Here is a 16904-nt window from a genome sequence, read left to right on the forward strand (position 1 = left end):
GATGTTCTATCTGGGGCTCGGGCCCGGTCAAGGGCTTTGCCGTGACGCTGACCATCGGTCTGGTCACCTCGGTCTTTACGGCGATCTTCCTGACGCGCCTGATGATTCTCACCTGGCTGGAATGGCGCAAGCCGGCCCAGTTGATCCTGTAAGGGGGACGCACGCATGGCTTTCCGTCTGAAACTGGTCCCCGACGTCACCCGGTACGACTTTTCCGCTGGCAATGGCTGACCTCGGGGCCGTCCTCGGGCAAGGGCATGGTGGTGAAGATCGCACCCAGAAAGAACCAGCTGCCCAGATCGCGCGACAGCAGGTTCGTGTGCTTGCCCTGCCAGCCCAGCCCCGCGGCCTGCGCCAGCGGCTTTTCCATCACCGGTGCGGTGTCCACGAACACCTTGATCTGGTGCCCCGGCTCTGGCGCGGTCTCCAGCAGCCAGCGCCCCAGCCGCTTCAGGCGCTTCTTGACCAGGTCGTGGTAATCGCGCCCCTGGGCATAGACGCTGACCGCCGCGCGGTCGCGCTGCTCCAGCACCGCCAGCGGATCGCCCTCGGGCGTGTACAGCTCGGCCAGCATCACCACCGACCGCGCCTCGGGCCACAGCGCGGACGGATCGCCGCGCCAGCCCATGCGCTCGGCCATCCAGCCCATCTGCCCGTGCCGCCCCTGGTCCACAAAGGCCTCAAGCCGCCCGGCCAGCCCCGGCACCCCGTCGGGGCGCATCACCCCCATCGCGGCAAATCCCACCGCGCGGGCTCGGCCTGCATCTGGGTCTTCTTCGTTGCCCAAATATCCCGGGGGGAATCGCCGTCAGGCGATGGGGGGCTGGCCCCCCCGCCCTCAGCCGAAATCAAGCTCGGCATAATGCGGGGCGGGATGGATGCCCGGCACCTGGTCGGCCAGCACCGACCGGAATGCCGGCCGCGACTTGATCGTCGCGTACCAGTCGCGCAGGCTCTCGGACCGGTCCCAATCCACGTCGGAAATGTAATCCAGACAGGAAAAATGCGCGGCCGCCGTGAAATCCGCCAGGCTCAGCGTGTTGCCGGCCAGCCAGCGCCGCGTCTCCAGCAGGGACGACAGATAGTCGATATGCTCCTTGACCGCGCGCAGCCCGTCCTTGACGACCCGGCTGTCGGGGTATCCCGACCGAGTGATCTTCTTCCAGACGCGCTCGTTCAGGATGGGCTGGGTGACCTCGGTGTGGAACTTGTCGTCGAACCAAGCGCACAGGCGGCGCACCTCGTGGCGCTCCAAGGGCGTCTGCGGCATCAGCGACGGGGCGGGCACCGCCTCGTCCAGGTATTCGACGATCGCCTGGCTTTCCGCCAGCAGGTTCCCGCGATAGCGCAGCACCGGCAACTTGCCCGCCGGGTTCCGGCGCTTCAGATCGGGCGATCCTTCCCAGTAGCGCTCCTCGACCAGCTCGACCTCGATCTTCTTCTCGGCCAGGACCAGCCGCACCTTGCGGCAGAACGGGGACAGGGCGGTGTGGTACAGTCGCGTGGTCTGCGTGTTGGTGTTCATGGACTGCTCGAGACCTTCTTTTTATTGTCGCAACGCCCCGTTGATACGCCCCGGCCCTGCGGCTTTCAACCGCAGCCCTCAAAAGCAGGCGGCCCGCCCGTCCCGCGCGATCGTCTCGGCCCCATCCAGGATCGACCGCGACCGCGCCGACGGCCCCGACGGGCTGCGTTCGCGCGGATTGGGCAGGACGGCGGCCAGCCGCGCGGCCTGCACCGGGGTCAGCCGGTCCGGGGTGGTACCGAAATGATCGCGCGCCGCGGCGTGGATGCCAAAGATGCCCGGCCCGAACTCCGCCAGGTTCAAATAGACCTCCAGGATGCGGGCCTTGGACCACAGCGCCTCGATCTGCGGCGTCAGCAGCGTCTCGGCCGCCTTGCGGGGCCAGCTGCGCGTCTGCCATAAAAAGGCGTTCTTGGCAGTCTGCTGGGTGATCGTGGACGCCCCCCGCGACGACCCAGACGCGACCACCTTGCGGATCTCGACCATGTCGAACCCCCAATGGCTGCAGAAATTCGCGTCCTCCGCCGCGACCACGGCGCGGCGCATGACGGGGGCGATGTCCTCCAGCCGCGTCCATTCGCGCGGCGTCAGCGGATGCTGGCGCGCCGCCCCCACCATCGTCCAGGTGTGGGGCGGGTTCACGACGCCGTAAATGGCCACCGACCCCGCCATCACCAGCACCCCCCGCAGCGCCAGAAAGCGCAGCCAGAACATCACCCTGCCGCGCACCCTTGCGGATCGCGCCGGATCGGACGGACGGCTGGAGGAACGGCGCAGGATCATCCCCGCATGTCTCATGACGCGGCGCTTTGCGTCAAGCGCGCCTTGCCAGCCGCGCGCCTCCGCGCCACCCTGCCCACGAACCACCCCGAGGATGCCATGACCCGATTTGCCCTGCCGATCCTGCTGACCCTTGCCGCCCCCGCGATGGCACAGCCGATGCTGTCCCTGCCGCTGAACGCCGACGCCACGATGACCAGCCTCACGCATGACTGCGACGACGGGCGACAGGTGGCAGTGACCTATGTGACCTCGGGCGACGACGCTCTGGCGCTGGTCACGCTGGATGACGGCCCGCGCATCTTCGTCAACGTGATCGCGGCGTCGGGGGCGCGCTATGTCGCCGGGGCGCTGGAATGGTGGGCCAAGGGCGATCAGGCGACGCTGACCGACGCCATGTCGGACGCGGATCCGGTGACCTGCACCGCCCGGCCCTGAAACGCAGCGCGGCCCCGCAAGGGGGCCGCGCCGGATGTCATTCCGCGGGAACCGCGCTTGGGACCTCGACGGCCTCGATGGGGTGGGACAGATGCTGCAGCATCTCCTTGGGGCAGACCTGCAGGAAGTTGCCCTTCTCGCGGTCCCAGTTCGACAGGATCTCGTCGGCGCGACGCGATCCGGTCTCCTTGAGGTGCCGCTCGATCAGGCCCTTCAGCTGATCCTCCCAGTGGTCCTGGGTCACCGCACACATCACCAGCGTTTCCGGGTTGATGTAATCGCGCGCCAGCCCCTCGGGGTCGTAGAGATACGCCATCCCCCCCGTCATGCCCGCGCCAAAGTTCGCGCCGATCCGACCCAGGATCACGGCCACGCCGCCGGTCATGTATTCGCAGCCGTTCGACCCGCAGCCCTCGATCACCACCGATGCGCCGCTGTTCCTGACCGCGAACCGCTCGCCCGCACGGCCCGCCGCGAACAGATAGCCGTTCGTCGCGCCATACAGCACCGTGTTCCCGATGATCGTGTTGTCGGCAGCGACCAGCGGGCTGGCCATCGGCGGACGCACCACGATGGTGCCGCCCGACAGGCCCTTGCCCACGTAATCGTTGGCATCGCCCGACACCTCGATCTTCAGCCCCGGCGCCGCGAACGCGCCCAGCGACTGCCCGGCGCTGCCCGTCAGGCGGATCGTCAGGTGGTCGGGCTGCAGCGAATTGCGCATCCCGAACTTCTGCACGATCAGCGACGACGTGCGCGTGCCGATGGTCCGGTGCGTGTTCCGGACCGCATAGGACAGTTGCATCTTCTCGCCGTCCTCAAAGAAGCGCGCGGCGTCCTTGACGATCTCGGCGTCCAGCGTGTCCAGCACCGCGTTGCGCGGCTTGGTGCGGTCATAGACGATCTTGTCCGCGCCATCGACGGTGATCAGCAGCGGGTTCAGGTCCAGATCGTCCAGGTTCGCCGCACCCCGGCTGACCTGGGTCAGCAGGTCGGCCCGCCCGATGATCTCGTCGATCGACCGCGCGCCGATGCTGGCCAGGATCTCGCGCACCTCCTGGGCATAGAAGGTGATCAGGTTCACCACCTTGTCCGCCGATCCGGTGAACATGGCGCGCAGCTTTTCGTCCTGGGTGCAGACGCCCACCGGGCAGGTGTTCGACTGGCACTGACGCACCATGATGCAGCCCATGGCGATCAGGGCGGCGGTGCCGATGCCGTATTCCTCGGCGCCCATCATCGCCGCCATGACGATGTCGCGGCCCGTGCGCAGGCCGCCATCGGTCCGCAGCGTCACCCGCTCGCGCAGGCGGTTCATGGCCAGGACCTGATGCGCCTCGGTCAGGCCCATCTCCCACGGCAGACCCGCGAACTTGATCGAGGTCGCGGGCGACGCACCCGTGCCGCCGTTATGGCCCGAAATCAGGATCACGTCGGCCTTGGCCTTGGCCACGCCCGCCGCGATCGTGCCCACGCCGCTGCTGGCCACCAGCTTGACGGTGATCTTGGCGCGCGGGTTGATCTGCTTCAGGTCATAGATCAGCTGCGCCAGATCCTCGATCGAATAGATGTCGTGATGCGGCGGAGGCGAGATCAGCGTCACGCCCGGCGTCGAATGACGCAGCCGCGCGATCAGTTTCGTGACTTTCATGCCGGGCAGCTGGCCGCCCTCGCCGGGCTTGGCACCCTGGGCGACCTTGATCTCCAGCTCCTCGCAGGCGTTCAGGTATTCGGCGGTGACCCCGAAGCGGCCCGATGCGACCTGCTTGATCTTGGCGCAGGGGTTGTCGCCATTGGGCAGCGGGTGGCTGTGCGCCGGGTCCTCTCCGCCCTCGCCACTGTCGGATTTCGCGCCGATCCGGTTCATCGCGATGTTCAGCGTCATATGCGCCTCGGGCGACAGCGCGCCCAGGGACATGCCCGGGGTCACGAAGCGCTTGCGGATCGAGGTGATCGATTCGACCTCCTCGATGGGCACCGGCTTGCCGAACGGCTTGATGTCCAGCAGATCGCGGATGTGGATCGGCGGGTTGGCCCGCATCGTGGCGCTGAACTGCTTCCAGATGTCATAGGACGCCTTTTCACAGGCCACCTGCAGCAGCTTCATGGTGTTGGCTTCCCAGGCGTGCTTTTCGCCCGTCCGCCGCAGCTTGTAGAAGCCCCCGACCGGCAGCATGTCCACGTTGTCGGTGCGGAACGCGACCTGGTGCAGCCCCTCCAGCTTGGCCTGCAAGCCATGCAGGCCGATGCCGGAAATGCGCGACTGCATGCCGGGGAAATATTCCGCGACCATGGCGCGCGACAGGCCCACCGCCTCGAAATTCAGACCGCCGCGATAGGACGACAGGACGGAAATCCCCATCTTGGCCATGATCTTCAGCAGGCCCGCGTCGATGGCGGTGCGGTACCGGCGCATGTTCTCGACCAGCGTGCCGGTCAGCAGGCCCCGCGCGATCCGGTCGTCGATCGAATCCTGCGCCAGATAGGGGTTCACCGTGGTCGCGCCACAGCCGATCAGCACCGCGAAGTAATGCGGGTCGATGCATTCCGCCGACCGCACGTTCACCGAACAGAAGGTCCGCAGACCCTTGCGGGTCAGCCAGGAATGCACCGCGCTGGTCGCCAGGATCATCGGCATCGCGACCCGACCCGGCCCCTGCGCGTCGTCCGACAGCACCAGGTGACCGGCACCCGACCGCACCGCATCCTCGGCCTCGGCACGGATGCGCGCCAGACCCTCGCCCAAGGCATCCGGCCCCGCGCCTTCGGCAAAGGTGCAGTCGATGACCGTCACCGTGTCGCCGAACATCTTCACCATCTCGTCGAATTCGCCATTCGCGATGAAGGGGCTTTCCAGCACCACGATCTCGGTCTGCGCGCTGGATTCGTCCAGCACGTTCTTCAGGTTCCCGAACCGCGTCTTCAGCGACATCACCCGCGTCTCGCGCAAGCTGTCGATGGGCGGGTTCGTCACCTGGCTGAAGTTCTGGCGGAAGAAATGGCTCATCGGCCGGTACTGGTTCGACAGGACCGCGGGGGGCGTGTCATCGCCCATCGACGCAATGGATTCCTTGGCGTCCTCGGCCATGGGCGCCAGGACATGCTCCAGATCCTCATGGGTGAACCCGGCCGCGCTCTGGCGGCGGCGCAGGGCGTCGCCCTGGTACCGCACCACCTCGGGCAGGTCGCGCATGATGTCGTTCAGCTCGGTGACCTTCTCGATCCACTCGCCGAATGGCTGGCTGCCGGACAGGCGGTCCTTGATCTCGGTGTCGTGGTACAGCTTGCCGTCCCACATATCGACCGCGATCATCTGCCCCGGCCCCAGCGCGCCCTTTTCGCGCACGCCGGTCTCGTCCACCGGAACCATGCCCACCTCGGAGCCCGCGATCAGCAGGTTGTCGCCCGTCACGACATAGCGCATGGGCCGCAGCCCGTTGCGGTCCAGACCGCCGCAGACCCAGCGCCCGTCGGTCATGGCCAGCGCCGCGGGGCCGTCCCACGGCTCCATCACCGCGTTGCAATAGGCGTACATGTCCGCCCAGGCCTTGGGCATGTCGGTCGTGGCCTTGGACCAGCTTTCCGGGACCAGCATCGTCTTGGTCATGGGCGCAGAACGCCCCGACCGCACCAGAACCTCGAACACCGCATCCAGCGCCGCGCTGTCCGACGACCCGGCGGGCACGATCGGCTTGATGTCCTCGGCCGCGTCGCCGAATGCGGACGACGCCATGCGGATCTCATGGCTGCGCAGCAGTTCAGGTTGCCCTTCAGCGTGTTGATCTCGCCGTTATGGGCCAGCATGCGGAACGGCTGGGCCAGCCACCACTGCGGAAAGGTGTTGGTGCTGTAACGCTGGTGATAGATCGCGAATGCGCTCTCGAACCGCTCGTCCTTCAGGTCGGGATAGAATTCCGCGACCTGCTCGGCCAGCATCATGCCCTTGTAGATGATCGACCGGCAGGACAGCGAACAGAAATACAGCCCCGCGATCTGGGCGGCGATGGCGGCCTTTTCGATCCGGCGGCGAATCACGTACAGCTCGCGCTCGAACTTGACCTGATCGATGTCCTTTTCGCAGCGGATCAGGATCTGCTCGATCTCGGGGCGGGTGGCGTTGGCCTTTTCGCCCAGGACCCCGGTGTTCACCGGCACATGGCGCCAGCCATAGATATAGTGGCCCATCCGCAGAACCTCGGATTCCACGATGGTCCGGCAGGCCTCCTGGGCGGCAAAGTTCGTGCGCGGCAGGAACACCTGGCCGACGGCGATCAGCTTGTTCTGGTCGGGCTCGTGGCCGGTGCGGCGCACCTGGTCGTAAAAGAACGGCACCGGGATCTGGACGTGGATGCCCGCGCCGTCACCGGTCTTGCCGTCCGCATCGACCGCGCCGCGGTGCCAGATGGCCTTCAGCGCGTCGATGCCGTTCTGCACGACCTTGCGGCTGGCCTTGCCGTCCAGATCAACGACAAAGCCCACGCCGCAGGACGAATGCTCGTCCTCCTCGCGGTACAGGCTGTTCTTGTCCATCCACGCGCGGCGGGCTTCCTCGGTGGCTTGCCAATCCATGGTCATGATGCGGCCCTTTCCTGCGGGATCTGCGTCAGCAATTGATCGCAGTCGAATTGTGGGGTGGTGGAACCGAACCCGGCCTCGCCGGGAAAGGTGAACAGCACGGGGCTGTCATTGCTCTGCGTCTCGGCGCCGGTCCAGTCGCTGCCGGTCTCGGTGCCGCCGTAAAAGCGGTTGAACTGGCGGCTGATGAACTGGCTGCCCTCGCGGGTGATCAGCACCTCGCCATCCGCGCTGCGGGTGGTCAGCCGGAACGTCGTGCGCTCCAGCGGCTGGCCGTCGATCTCGACCGTCTCTCCGGTCAGGGTGTCGGCGCCTGATGGTGCAGGCGCTGGCCGTCATCGGTCTCGGTCCAGAAATCGAAGGCGTCGCGACCGGTCTCCAGCAGCTCGCTGAAGCTGGCGTGATCCTCGGCCTCCGCGACCAGCCGGTCGACCAGGCCCGATGCGATGCTCTGGCTCTCGATCCAGCGGGTCTCGGCGTCAATGGTCGACAGGTGGAACATCCCGTCGCGCCCGAAATGGGCGCTGTGCTGATACCCTTCGGGATCGGCGCTGCAGGTGTAATGCTGGCTGACGGTGCAACTGCGGTTCTGCACCGTGACATTCAGCGTGCAGCCCGCGGGCGGCGTGAAACTGGCCGCCCCCGCCTGCCCCGCCGCCAGCATGCCGCCGGCCAGCACCAACAGGGTCAGCAGCCCTGACATTATCTTTGCGCTGTTGCGCGATGCGTTGACGGCCTGCGCAGGCACCGTGCGTTGTCGGTGTACGCCCTGTGCACGCCCTGTGACTGGGTTGTGCGCCATCGGTGCGGCCCTATTCCGCGGCGATGCGGGCATCGCCCGTCAGGAAGGTCGCGATCGACTCGGCAGCCTCGCGCCCGTCGCGGATCGCCCAGACGACCAGGCTGGCACCGCGCACGATGTCGCCCACCGCGAACACGCCGGGGATCGAGGTCTGGTGCGTCTGGAAGCTGGCCTTGACCGTGCCCCAGCGCGTGACCTCAAGGCCCTCGACGCCCCACAGCCGGGGCAGGTCCTCGGGCTCGAACCCCAGCGCCTTGATGACCAGTTCGGCCGGTTCGTCGTAATCGGCCCCGTCGATCAGCTCGGGCGACTGCCGGCCGGTCACGTCGGGCTGGCCCAAACGCATCTTCTGGATGCGCACGGACGCGATCTGCGGCAGGCCGTCCACGTCCCGCTCCTGCGCCTCGGCGGCGACGCCGGTCACATGGCCCGCGAAGGCGCCGGGGGCCGAAAGCCACACGAATTCAACGCCTTCCTCCTCGGCATTCTGCACCTCGCGCTGCGATCCCGGCATGTTGGCGCGGTCGCGGCGGTACAGGCACTTGACCGATTGCGCGCCCTGCCGGATGGCCGTGCGCACGCAATCCATCGCCGTGTCGCCGCCACCGATGACGACGACGCGCTTGCCCTTGGCGTTCAGCTCTCCGTCCTCGAAATCGGGGACGTCGTCGCCGAACTCGACCTTGTTGCTGGCGGTCAGATAGTCGATGGCGCGGACGATCCCGCCGTGATCGGCATTGTCCAGGTCCAGGTCGCGGGTCTTGTAGACGCCCGTGGCGATCAGCACCGCGTCATGCTTGCCGCGGATCGCGTCAAAGCTGATATCCTCACCCACGTTGCAGTTCAGCACGAACTCGACCCCGCTGTCGGCCAGCAGCTGGTTGCGGCGCATGACCACGTCCTTCTCCAGCTTGAAGCCGGGGATGCCATAGGTCATCAGCCCGCCCGCGCGGTCATAGCGGTCATAGATCGTGACCTGGAACCCCTGCTTGCGCAGCATGTCGGCGGCGGCCAGGCCACCCGGTCCGGCGCCGATGATGCCCACCGATTCGGCGCGCTCCTGCGCGGGCTTGAACGGCTGGATCCAGCCGTTGTCCCAGGCGGTGTCGGTGATGTATTTCTCGATCGCGCCGATGGTGACGGTGCCGTGGCCCGACTGCTCGATCACGCAATTGCCCTCGCACAGGCGGTCCTGGGGGCAGATGCGGCCGCAGATTTCGGGGAAGGTGTTGGTGGCTTGGCTGACGCGATACGCCTCCTCCAGCCGCCCTTCGGCGGTCAGGCGCAGCCAGTCGGGGATGTTGTTGTGCAGCGGGCAATGCGACTGGCAATAGGGCACGCCGCACTGGCTGCAGCGGCCGGACTGTTCGGCGGCCTTGGCGGCGGCGAATTCGCGATAGATCTCGTGGAAATCCTCGCTGCGGTCGGCAGCGGCGCGTTTCTCGGGCATCTCGCGCGGGGTCGAGACGAATGTCAGCATCTTCTGCGTGGCCATGGCTGCGCTACCTTCCCTGAAAGGACTTCCGCAACTGCAATAAACCAAGGCATTTCCGATGAAAAGTCAGCAGCACTGACCTAATAGCCACTTTTTCGATGCGCGGGACAAGTTTTTGCTTACTCCGCGCGCTTATTAGGTCAGCATTCCTTACATACCCGCTGCAAGTGCCAGTAATGCCAGGCTTCCGACGATGATCCGCCACCAGGCGAACAGCGCATATCCATGCTGCGACACGTATCCCAGCAGCCAGCGCACCACCAGGACGGCGGCCACGAACGCCGTGACAAAGCCCACGGCGATGTCGTTGATCGCCCCCGCGTCAAGCGCGGCGCGATTCTGCCACAGATCGAAACTGAACGCGCCCAGCATCGTGGGCATCGCCAGAAAGAACGAGAATTCGGCAGCCGACCGCTTGTCCGCGCCCATCAGCAGGGCACCGACGATGGTGGCGCCCGACCGCGACACGCCGGGGATCATGGCGATGCACTGGAACAGGCCGATGCGAAAGGCCATCGACAGGGGGATGTCCTCGGCCCGGGTATAGCGGGGTGTGGTGGCGCGGCGGTCGACCCACAGCAGCACGAAGCCGCCCAGGATCAGCATGACCGCGACCAGCATCGGCGTCTCGAACAGGACGGTCTTGATGAAGCCGTGGGCCATCACGCCGATGACCACCGCCGGCGCAAAGGCCAGCAGGATCGCCCCGATGAAGCGGCGGGCCGCCGGATCGTGCGGCGCGTCGCGCAGAACCTGGACGATCCGTGCGGCGTAAAGGCCAAGGATCGCCAGCAGGGCGCCCAGCTGGATCAGCACCTCGAACGACCGGGCCGGCGAATCGAAGCCAAGGAAGTGCCCGGCCAGCAGCAGGTGGCCGGTGGATGACACCGGGATGAACTCCGTCAGCCCCTCGAGAACCCCGAGGGCGGCGGCGACGATCGTGTTCTGGTCCATCAGTGCTCGCGCAGGTTCTTGGCGGACCGCTTGATCGCATCATACTGGCCCGACGGGCGGAACCGCACCAGATAGTCGTCGAGAACCGTCCCGGCCGCCACCGGCACGATGCCCAGCTCGTCAAATCCGCGGGCGCCGGGGGTGACGACATTGTCCTTGCGCAACAGGGCCAGCTGATCGCTGCTCAGCGGGCTGGTGAACAGGCCGCCGGTGACGAATTGCGCCACGCCCATCCCGGCCGACGCAAGCCGCGCCACGGGAAAGGGCAAGTTTACAACCGCGCGGCGGCGGTGGACGGCGGCCAGCACCTGGCCCACGATCTGGCGCGTGGTCAGAACCTCGGGGCCGCCCAGCTCATAGATGCCGGGGGCGGCAGCGCCGGTGGCGCCCATCACCGCGGCGCGGGCGACATCGCCCACGAAGACCGGCTGCATGCGGGTGTTGCCGCCCACGATGGGCATCACCGGCCCCATCCGCGACATGCCCGCAAAGCGGTTGTAGAAATTATCGTCGGCGCCAAAGATCACCGACGGGCGCAGCACGACCGCATCGGGACGCGCGGCCAGCACCGCGGCCTCGCCCCGCGATTTCGACGCGATGTACTTGCTGTCCGATTCGGTATCGATCCCCAGACCCGAGATGTGGACCAGCCGCGCGACGCCCATCTCCGCCGACAGGCGGGCGATGTTGTCGGCGCCGGTCTCGAACACGGTCTTGAAGGTGCTCTTGCCTTGGGCGGACAGGATGTTGACGCAGTTGACCGCCGCATCGGCCCCCGACAGGGCGGCACGGACCGAATTCTCGTCGCGGATGTTGCACATGACGGGGACGACCTGGCCCACCGCGCCATAGGTGCGGGTGAACAGTGCCTCGTCGGGGCGGCGGACGGCTATGCGGACGCGCCAGCCCTCCTTGGCCATCAGCCGGGCCACCTGCCGGCCGACAAAGCCCGATCCGCCGAAGATCGTGACCAGTTTCGCCATGGGCGTCTCGCCTCCCTCTGATAGGCTGAATGTTGCGTGATCCTTACCCCTGCCGCGCGTTCCGGGCAAGGCTGCGCAGGGTCGCGGGCAGGTTCGCGCACCGCCTTGGCGGGTCTGGGCAAAAAACTGTCGAAAAACTTTCACGACCCCCATTGACGCCCCCCCGCACTCGCTTTAATCAGCCGCTCATACCACCTGCCCAGGTGGCGGAATTGGTAGACGCGCACGGTTCAGGTCCGTGTGCCGCAAGGTGTGGAGGTTCGAGTCCTCTCCTGGGCACCAAAAACAAAACCCCCGAAAACCTCGTGTTTTCGGGGGTTTTGCTTGTCCGGCGGGGCGATCCGACCTTGGGGCTTTTCATTTCCGCGCCGGTCGCGTTCCCTCTGGCGAAACATGGGGACGTGATGAGCTTGTATCTGGGGATCGACGGGGGCGGCACCGGCTGCCGGGCGGCCATTGCCGATGGGAACGGCCACGTGCTGGGCCGGGGCGAAGGCGGGCCCGCCAACATCAATTCCGATCCGTTCGGCGCGGTGGCCAGCGTGCTGGCCGCGGCGACGGCGGCGATGGTCCAGGCCGGGACCACGCCCGCGGACCTGACCGCGGTGCTGGGCCTGGCCGGGGGCGGCATGCAGGACGCGGCCCGCGCGATGCAGGCGCGCCTGCCCTTTGCGCGCAGCCTGGTCGTGAACGACGCCGTGACCGCCGCGCGCGGCGCGCTTGGCGCGGGTGACGGCATCCTGGTCGCGGTCGGCACCGGATCGGTGCTGGCGGTCCAGCGCGGCGGCCAGCTGCGCCAGATCGGCGGGCGCGGCTTTCTGATGGGGGACGAGGGCAGCGGCGCCGTCCTGGGCCGCACCCTTCTGGCGCAGGCGATGCGTGCGGGCGACGGGCTGGCCCCGGAAACGCCCCTGCTGTCCGCACTGCGCGACGAATTCGGCGGGTTCGAGGGGATCATCGCCTTTGGCACCACCGCCGCCCCTGCCCGCTTTGCCGAACTGGCCCCGCGTCTGGTCGGGTCTGACGACCCTGCCGCCCGCGCGATCCTGGATCAGGCCGTGACGCAGATCGGCGACGCGGTGCGCGTGCTGCAGGACGGCGACCGCCTGCCGGTGGTCTGCACCGGCGGGCTGGGCCCGTTCTATGCCGCGGCGCTGGCGGCCTACTGGCCCGTCGTTCCCGCCCGCGGAAGCGGCGTGGACGGCGCGTTGGACATGGCGCGGGCCTGGACACCGTGACCGTGCAGACGCTGGCCGCGACAGCGCTGTTCGACGGCGAACGCCTGCTGGACGACATGGCGGTGATCCTGCGCGACGGGGTGATCGACGCCATCGTGCCGCGCCCGGACGGCGTGGTTCCGATGCCCGGCATCCTGGCCCCCGGTTTCGTCGACCTGCAGGTGAACGGCGGCGCCGGACTGATGGTCGGCGCCACGACCGATGCCACGGCGCTGGCGTCCATCTGTGCGGTGCATCGCGACCTGGGCTGTGCGGGCATCCTCCCGACGCTGATCACCGACAGCGCGGCGGTCACCGCCCGCGTGCTGGCCGCGGGCATCGCCGCCGCCCGCGCCGGCACGCCCGGCTTTCTGGGCCTGCACCTGGAGGGGCCGCATCTGGACCCGCGCCGCGCCGGGGCGCATGACGCAGCCCTGATCCGCCCGATGACCGAGGCCGACATGGCCGTCCTGATCGCCGCCCGCGCGGACCTGCCCGCGCTGATGGTGACCCTGGCGCCCGAGGCTGCGACCCCTGCCCAGATCGCCGCCCTGACCGCCGCGGGAATCGTCGTCAGCCTGGGCCACAGCGACTGCACGCTGGACCAGGCGCAGGCGGCCTTTGCGGCGGGCGCGCGCTGCGCCACGCATCTGTTCAACGCCATGAGCCCGCTTGGCCACCGCCAGCCCGGCCTGGTCGGTGCGGTCCTGTCGGGCGATGCGCAGGCCGGGATCATCGCGGACGGCACCCATGTCGACCCGGCGGCGCTGCGCATCGCACTGCGCGCGCGGCCGCGGGGGCTGTTCCTGGTCAGCGACTGCATGGCCGTCGCAGGCACCCCGCTGACCGAATTTCCGCTGCAGGGCCGCCGCATCCTGCGCCGCGACGGGCGGCTGACGCTGGCGGACGGGACGTTGGCCGGGGCGGACCTGCGGCTGGATCGCGCCGTCCGGGTCGCGGTGGCCGCGGGGGCCGGTTCGGCGCAGGCGCTGGCGATGGCGACATCGGTCCCGGCGGACCTGATCGGGGCGCAGGCCGGACGCATCATGCCGGGGCGGGCGGCGGACCTGATCCTGCTGGACGCGGACCTGCACCTGACCGGCATCCGCGACGGCGCGGGCTGGCGCGCGCCGCGGGCCTAGCTGCTGCGCAGGCGGCTTTCGATCAGCAGCCCCTCGTCCTGCAGGATCGGATGGGCGACGGACACCGCATGGGCGTTGATCCGCTTCAGGTCACGCAGCAGGTCCAGATGCAGGGACGAGGTCTCCCGGCTTTCGGTCTGACCCTCGCGCAGGCGGATCAGGTGGCGCTGCGCGGACTGGCGTTCCAGGTTGCGGATGGTGACCTTCTGTTCCATCAGGCGGCGGGCCATGTCGCGGTCGCGGGTCATGAACACGGTCTGCGCCATGCGCAGGTTCTCCTGCGTCAGCAGGAACAGCGCGTCCAGTTCGCGAAACCCCTCGCCCGAAAAGCGCAGGCCCAGGCCGATCTTCTTGGACACCTCGGGGGACAGGCCCTTGTCGATGATGTCGCCGATATGTTCCAGGTTGATGACGTAATCCAGGATGTCGATGGCCTGACGCCGCTCGGCCTCGGTCGCATCGCCGGTCAGGCGCGAGAGGTAGTTCTTGACCTGCTGCTGTCGCCGGTCGACCTGATCCTCGATCGCGCGGACCTCGGCCAGGGGGGCCGGGTCGTGCTTGCGGAACGCGGCGCGGGTCTGGGCCAGCATCCGTTCGACGCTGTCGCCGATGTCCAGCACCTCGCGCCGGGCGCCGGTCAGGGCCAGGGGCGGGGCATCCAGCACCTGCGCATCCAGCCAGCGCGGCGCGGTCGAGGCCGCATGCGCGTCCTGCGGCACCAGCACCGCCACCAGCCGGCAGACCAGCCCGTTGAAGGGCCAGATCAGCGCCGCCAGCGCCAGGTTGAACGCCAGATGCGCGCTGACCGCCAGCGGTCCCACGGCGACCGGCATCGCATTCAGCGCGCCCGCCGCCAGCCCCGCCAGCGGCAGCGCGATCAGGCAGCCGATGGCGCGCACCGTCAGGTGCCCAGCAGAACCCGCCGCGCGGCGATGTCCAGCGTGGCCCCGGCCAGCACCGGCGCCATCGCGCCGCCCAGGTTCGCGCCCAGCACCATGACCACCGTCAGGTCGGCCGGCAGCACCAGCGACCCGATCAGCAGCACCGCCGCCAGCGACGACGAACACAGCAGCGCAATCCCCGCCGCAAAGGCCAGCGCCACCGGCCAGGCCTGATCCAGCATCGGCAGGAACGCGGCCATCTGCGGTGACGCGCGCAGCGGCGCGGTCGCCTGGTCCAGCAGCATCAGCGACACCAGCATCAGCCCCACGCCGATCAGCGCCGTGCCAACCCCCGAGGTCACCGTCGTGCCCCGGCGCCGCAGGCCATAGCCCAGCAGAACCAGCACCGGCGCGACCGCCGTGATGTCGGCCGACACGATCACCGCCGTGACTGCCGTGCCGACATTCGCGCCCAGCAGCACGATCTGCGCGCGGCGGGTGGCGATCATCTCTCGCTGGACAAACGACGCGGTCAGCAGGGCGGTGGCCGTGGACGATTGCAGGCCAAGCGTGGCGACCAGCCCCGATGCAAAGGCGCGCAGGCCGGTGCGCGTGCCCGCGCCCAGGATCAGCTTCATCCGCAGGCCGAACGCCTCGACCATGCCGTCGCGCACCAGTCCCAGACCGAACAGCAACAGCGCCACCGCGCCCGCCAGCTGCAGGAATCCCAGCATCGATGCCATGTGCCTTTCCACCCCTTTCCGGGTTGCCCGCATGGGCTGTCACAAAACTGACATGAAGCCGCCCCTTGCATCATGTGAAGGGGATAACGACGCGGAGGACACTGGTGTTGCACAAAACGCACAGGATCCGGCGCGGTGCCCTGCAGCACGGCAACCTGGCACGCCATGCGACAGGCCGGGCGCGTCCAGACAACCGCAGGGTGGCATATCCCTTTGAGGAAGCCGCCCCGCTCTGATATGGACGGGGTCACGACACAGGAAACCCGTGCGGCCATGAACAGCCTGTCTCCCGATCTTTCGTTCCGCTGGAAATCGAACGCGACGCGGACCATCGTCACGACCGTCAAGAACGAGGGGCCGTTCCTGCTGGAATGGCTGTGCTATCACCGGCTGATCGGCTTCAACCGCTTCGTGATCTATTCCAACGATTGCACCGACGGCACGCATCAGATGCTGCAGTTGCTGGACCAGGCCGGGATCGTCATCCATTTCGACAACAGCGAGCTGATCGCGGGCCTGCCCGACGACCCGCAGCGGCGCGCCTATGCCCGCGCCATGGCCCTGCCCGAAGTGACGGGCAGCGACTGGATCGCGGTCCTGGACGGGGACGAGTTCTTTCACGTCAACACCGGCGACGGCACGCTGGACGCGCTGTTCGCGGCCCTGCCCGACCGCACCGACGCGGTCGCCGCGCAATGGCGCATCTTCGGCAATGGCGGGGTGATCCCGTTCCGCGACGATCTGCAGATCCGCCAGTTCACGATGGCCTCGCCCAAGGACGTGCCGTTCACGCACAGCCAGTTCGCCATCAAGACCATCTTTCGCCCGCTGCCGGTCCAGCACCTTGGCGTGCACCGGCCGATCTTCAAGAACTTCTACGGTTTGCCCGCACACCCGCTGCTGATCGTGAACGGATCGGGCGCGGACGTGACCAAGGACCTGCTGCGGCAGCGGTGGACGACCTCTCCGAAGATGGCGGGGTACGACCTGTGCCACGTCAACCACTACATGATCCGCGCCAGCGAGGTCTTCCTGATGAAGCGCTGGCGCGGCACCGCCAACAGCGCCGATGCCGACCGGATCAACTTTGACTATTACGATCAGCACAACCTGAACGTGGTCGAGGAGACCGGAATCACCGCGTGGGCCGACCGGGTGGCGCAGGCGCGCGCCGAACTGGTCGGGCTGATGCCCGCCCTTGGGGCGCTGCACACAGAGGCGGTGGCGCAGTTCCGCCGCCAGATCGACATCCTGTCCGCGCAGCTGCGGGCCGAGGCCCCCGATCAGCACGCCCGCCTGTTCGACCCCGCGATCCTGCAGGCCGAGAGCCGCGCGCCGCCGGACGGAGCTGGCCGAACGCCGCGCGCGC

Annotated in this window: 13 protein-coding genes, 1 tRNA gene and 2 pseudogenes; 5 read left to right on the forward strand and 11 right to left on the reverse strand. The window is 68.0% G+C overall.

The annotated features are described in order from the left end of the window. Window positions 1-220: 220 nt before the first annotated feature. The 3 genes and pseudogenes from TY51_RS18840 to mtgA form a co-directional block, all read right to left on the reverse strand. A pseudogene (locus tag TY51_RS18840) lies at window positions 221-730 on the reverse strand (QueG-associated DUF1730 domain-containing protein); the annotation flags it as partial. A gap of 108 nt (window positions 731-838) precedes the next feature. Then, the gene (locus tag TY51_RS18845) at window positions 839-1525 is read right to left on the reverse strand and encodes a glutathione S-transferase family protein (protein ID WP_042252726.1); all 687 of its coding nucleotides are present in this window, start codon (window positions 1523-1525) and stop codon (window positions 839-841) included. 78 nt (window positions 1526-1603) lie between these two features. Further along, entirely contained in the window at window positions 1604-2323 is a 720-nt protein-coding gene (mtgA, locus tag TY51_RS18850) for a monofunctional biosynthetic peptidoglycan transglycosylase (RefSeq protein WP_156118126.1), read from the reverse strand. On the opposite strand from mtgA, the gene TY51_RS18855 reads away from it, so the two are divergent. After that, window positions 2315-2743 carry an MliC family protein gene (locus tag TY51_RS18855; RefSeq protein WP_052650477.1) on the forward strand — a complete coding sequence of 143 codons (429 nt, stop codon included), beginning with the start codon at window positions 2315-2317 and terminating at the stop codon, window positions 2741-2743. The genes mtgA and TY51_RS18855 overlap by 9 nt on opposite strands. A 37-nt stretch (window positions 2744-2780) precedes the next feature. Here TY51_RS18855 and gltB read toward each other — a convergent pair. The 6 genes and pseudogenes from gltB to TY51_RS18880 form a co-directional block, all read right to left on the reverse strand. Beyond that, window positions 2781-7318, reverse strand: a pseudogene (gene gltB / locus TY51_RS18860) (glutamate synthase large subunit). Next, on the reverse strand, window positions 7315-7536 hold the full coding sequence (locus TY51_RS20595) for a hypothetical protein (protein ID WP_052650479.1): 222 nt from the start codon (window positions 7534-7536) through the stop codon (window positions 7315-7317). The pseudogene gltB and the gene TY51_RS20595 overlap by 4 nt, the downstream one beginning before the upstream one ends. Before the next feature lie 80 nt (window positions 7537-7616). Further along, window positions 7617-8021 (reverse strand): hypothetical protein, encoded by a 405-nt coding sequence (locus tag TY51_RS20600; protein WP_156118127.1) that lies wholly within the window; start codon window positions 8019-8021, stop codon window positions 7617-7619. Between the two features lie 109 nt (window positions 8022-8130). Continuing rightward, complete coding sequence (locus tag TY51_RS18870) at window positions 8131-9615, reverse strand: NAD(P)-dependent oxidoreductase (RefSeq protein ID WP_042252730.1); 1485 nt, start codon at window positions 9613-9615, stop codon at window positions 8131-8133. Window positions 9616-9765: 150 nt separating this feature from the next. Next, a complete protein-coding gene (locus tag TY51_RS18875; RefSeq protein WP_042252732.1) occupies window positions 9766-10569 on the reverse strand; it encodes an undecaprenyl-diphosphate phosphatase in 804 nt (267 codons plus the stop codon). Further along, the gene (locus TY51_RS18880; RefSeq protein WP_042252735.1) at window positions 10569-11552 is read right to left on the reverse strand and encodes a complex I NDUFA9 subunit family protein; all 984 of its coding nucleotides are present in this window, start codon (window positions 11550-11552) and stop codon (window positions 10569-10571) included. The genes TY51_RS18875 and TY51_RS18880 overlap by 1 nt, the downstream gene beginning before the upstream one ends. Before the next feature lie 197 nt (window positions 11553-11749). Here TY51_RS18880 and TY51_RS18885 point away from each other — a divergent pair. The 3 genes from TY51_RS18885 to nagA all read left to right on the forward strand — a co-directional run bounded on the left by TY51_RS18885 (window position 11750) and on the right by nagA (window position 13911). After that, window positions 11750-11834 (forward strand) — tRNA-Leu (locus TY51_RS18885). A gap of 122 nt (window positions 11835-11956) precedes the next feature. Next, complete coding sequence (locus TY51_RS18890) at window positions 11957-12790, forward strand: BadF/BadG/BcrA/BcrD ATPase family protein (protein WP_042252738.1); 834 nt, start codon at window positions 11957-11959, stop codon at window positions 12788-12790. Beyond that, on the forward strand, window positions 12787-13911 hold the full coding sequence (gene nagA / locus TY51_RS18895; RefSeq protein ID WP_081995284.1) for an N-acetylglucosamine-6-phosphate deacetylase: 1125 nt from the start codon (window positions 12787-12789) through the stop codon (window positions 13909-13911). Before TY51_RS18890 ends, nagA begins: the two co-directional genes overlap by 4 nt. Here the strand turns inward: nagA and TY51_RS23760 are convergent. Both TY51_RS23760 and TY51_RS23765 read right to left on the reverse strand, forming a co-directional pair. Further along, the gene (locus tag TY51_RS23760; RefSeq protein ID WP_231559146.1) at window positions 13908-14810 is read right to left on the reverse strand and encodes a Na/Pi cotransporter family protein; all 903 of its coding nucleotides are present in this window, start codon (window positions 14808-14810) and stop codon (window positions 13908-13910) included. The genes nagA and TY51_RS23760 overlap by 4 nt on opposite strands. 2 nt (window positions 14811-14812) lie before the next feature. Beyond that, complete coding sequence (locus TY51_RS23765) at window positions 14813-15526, reverse strand: Na/Pi symporter (RefSeq protein ID WP_231559147.1); 714 nt, start codon at window positions 15524-15526, stop codon at window positions 14813-14815. 282 nt (window positions 15527-15808) lie between these two features. Here TY51_RS23765 and TY51_RS18905 point away from each other — a divergent pair. Then, window positions 15809-16904: glycosyltransferase family 2 protein (locus TY51_RS18905; protein ID WP_197054839.1), on the forward strand; the 1096-nt coding region annotated here is incomplete at its 3' end.

It is taken from the genome of Paracoccus sp. PAMC 22219 (assembly GCF_000787695.1).
Lineage (GTDB): Bacteria > Pseudomonadota > Alphaproteobacteria > Rhodobacterales > Rhodobacteraceae > Paracoccus.